This window comes from Bulleidia sp. HCP3S3_C9 (assembly GCF_052064035.1).
GTDB lineage: Bacteria > Bacillota_I > Bacilli_A > Erysipelotrichales > Erysipelotrichaceae > Bulleidia.
The window spans coordinates 1-2,369 of the sequence record NZ_JBQHWJ010000100.1 but is presented as its reverse complement, the minus strand read 5'-3'; the positions used below and the strand labels follow the sequence as shown (position 1 = coordinate 2,369).

Sequence of the window (2,369 nt, the reverse complement as noted above, 5' to 3'; positions counted from 1 at the left end):
AGCAAGCTGGACTTCTATCGATCGACTTGCATGTATTAGGCACGCCGCCAGCGTTTATCCTGAGCCAGGATCAAACTCTTCATTTGATTAGCTCTTCTATTGTGACAGCCTTTCGCTGTCTTTCTTGCATAAACTTATTGACGTTCGTTGTTTCTTGTAATGTGTCTATTTCCTGTTCAGTTTTCAAAGAACTTCCTCACTGCCCTTTCGAACAGTGCTCAATGAGTATATCATCTTTCCGCTTCCTCTGTCAACATGTTTTTCGTTTTTTTTTGCTTTTTTGGTTACTATTCACCGATAAATGAATAAATATAAAAGCTGTCAATAGCAGTTATCCACAAAATAAAAAATTTTTCGGAAAAGCATCGCCGTATAATTCCTGTTTAAACACGTTTACAGCGATGCTTTTTTTGAACCATCTTTCAACCTGCTGATTAATACTCCTGCTTCGAATTGGAATGCTTATGCTTGAATGCGGATGGAATTATTCTGCATCGATGCCCTTTCATGCATGCCTGTCTTCTGAAAGTTATCCACATTTTTAAATCGAAATCCTGGTGTATCATAATTATATGAAAAGCTGTAATAAAGTAACATTTGATGTAATCCTCGCTCACAAAGAGCATTTTGACCAGAAACTTATAGAGATCGTTCAGAACCTGGAAAAGCAGAATCAGGCTCTTTCTGCCGCTTCCGCAAGAAAAGATGCAAAGATCCAGTCTCTGACTCACATCATGGCTGCAGCGAATAAAAAAATCGCTGACATGCGATGCGTAAACAAGACCCTTCAGATGGAAAAGAAAGAGGCAGATGATCTAGCGAAGGAATTTGAAGAGATGCTTCGCAGGATGCAGAATGAACTTGATGAAATCAAAAAGGAAAATGATGCCAACTATGCGGAAATCCAGAAAATGCGCAGAGAAGCAGAAAAAAAACAGAAAAGAAATAGAGCGCCAGAAAAAGATCATCAACAGGCTTCAGGGATCCAACTCAACAAATTCAAATATGCCTTCTTCAGGCGATATACTTTCACATACAGTTCCAAGAGAAAAAAGGTCCATCAATTCCAGAAAGAAGAGCACGCTGTCCAGAGGAGGACAGAAAGGACATCCTGCTCATCTTTCTGCGCTTTCTGATGCGGATCAGATCAATACAGTTACAGTAAAGAAGGCACCTGCTGGAGCAGAAGCTGTCAAAAATGATAAAGGAAATATTCTGTACTATCGAACACAGGAAATTGATTATGTCATGCAGAACAGGCTCATAGAAACAAGATACTATATCGACAGCAGAGAAGGAAAAGAACTGCCTGCAGAAATCATGAAGAGATACAGAGTAAACGCAGTTTCATATTCAGCTGGATTCAAGAGTGCAGTGATCTATCTGAATCACAAGGGAACGATTCCTCTATGCAGACTGTCTGAAATCATGAAAGATCTTTCAGATGACAGAATAAATGTAAAGACATCAACCATCATAAAGTGGGAAAAGGAGTTTCTGAAGCACGGAAAGGAAAATCAGGAAAAGATCCTGTCAGAGATCAAAGACGGCAAGGTAGTACATGTAGATGAGACATCTGTCAAGGTAAATACAGATCTGCACTGGATTCATACAATATCGAATGAAAGAGGAATCTTCTATACAGTAACGAAGAAAAGATGTGACAGAGAAACAGGACCGTTAGACAAGCTTGCATCGTTCAATAACGTTCTGGTGCATGATCATTTGAAATCGTATTATACGCTGGAGAACTGTCAGCACGCAGAATGCAATGCACATATACAGAGATATCTTCAGGAAGGAATAGATTTCGAAGACAGTGAAGCATGCGGAAAGGTTCTTGAAATACTGCAGATGTCGCTGCACAGAAAGCATGAGCTTCAGAGAAAAGGATATGGAAGAATGGCTGAAGAAGAGGTATCAGCCATCAGCGGCATGATGCAGACTGTCATGTCTGAAGAAATCAGACGGTACAGTGAAGAACATCCGGATATAAAGAAAAGATATGAAGCATCATATATCAAACTGTTCCGGAGAATGATGGAATACATAGATGAGCATCTTCTGTTCCTGAGAGATTTTGACGTGCCTTATACAAACAATGAAGCGGAACGGTGCTGCCGGAAAATAAAGACAAAGAAAAATGCATCACATCAGTTTATATCTGAAGAAAGTGTACAGGCATATGCAAGTGTGATGTCAGTGATAGAAACAGCAAGAAGAAAAGGAAACAGCCCGCTGAAGGAAATAGAAAAAATAACATAATTGACCATCTGATTCATTGACAAGCAAAAATAGGAAAAGCAGCATTCAAAGCATTCGTAATCTGTCTGCGGGTCATTGGATGAGATTTAAAAATATATTTGGCT

The 2,369-nt window shown here is 39.4% G+C and carries 2 protein-coding genes and 1 rRNA gene; 2 read left to right on the top strand and 1 reads right to left on the bottom strand.

Annotation, left to right across the window (positions count from 1 at the left end):
- Positions 1–86, bottom strand: a 16S ribosomal RNA gene (locus ACTND6_RS10865); the annotation flags it as partial.
- A gap of 486 nt (positions 87–572) precedes the next feature.
- On the opposite strand from ACTND6_RS10865, the gene ACTND6_RS10860 reads away from it, so the two are divergent.
- Positions 573–1,136, top strand: a complete 564-nt coding sequence (locus tag ACTND6_RS10860; RefSeq protein WP_441024244.1) for a hypothetical protein — start codon at positions 573–575, stop codon at positions 1,134–1,136.
- Between the two features lie 112 nt (positions 1,137–1,248).
- A complete protein-coding gene (locus ACTND6_RS10855) occupies positions 1,249–2,265 on the top strand; it encodes an IS66 family transposase (RefSeq protein WP_441024246.1) in 1,017 nt (338 codons plus the stop codon).
- Positions 2,266–2,369 lie beyond the last annotated feature (104 nt).

Bases quoted from the DNA above. Each gene is read 5' to 3' on its own strand.
- ACTND6_RS10860 (WP_441024244.1), top strand. From the start codon at position 573: ATGAAAAGCTGTAATAAAGTAACATTTGATGTAATCCTCGCTCACAAA.
- ACTND6_RS10855 (WP_441024246.1), top strand. From the start codon at position 1,249: ATGCAGAACAGGCTCATAGAAACAAGATACTATATCGACAGCAGAGAA.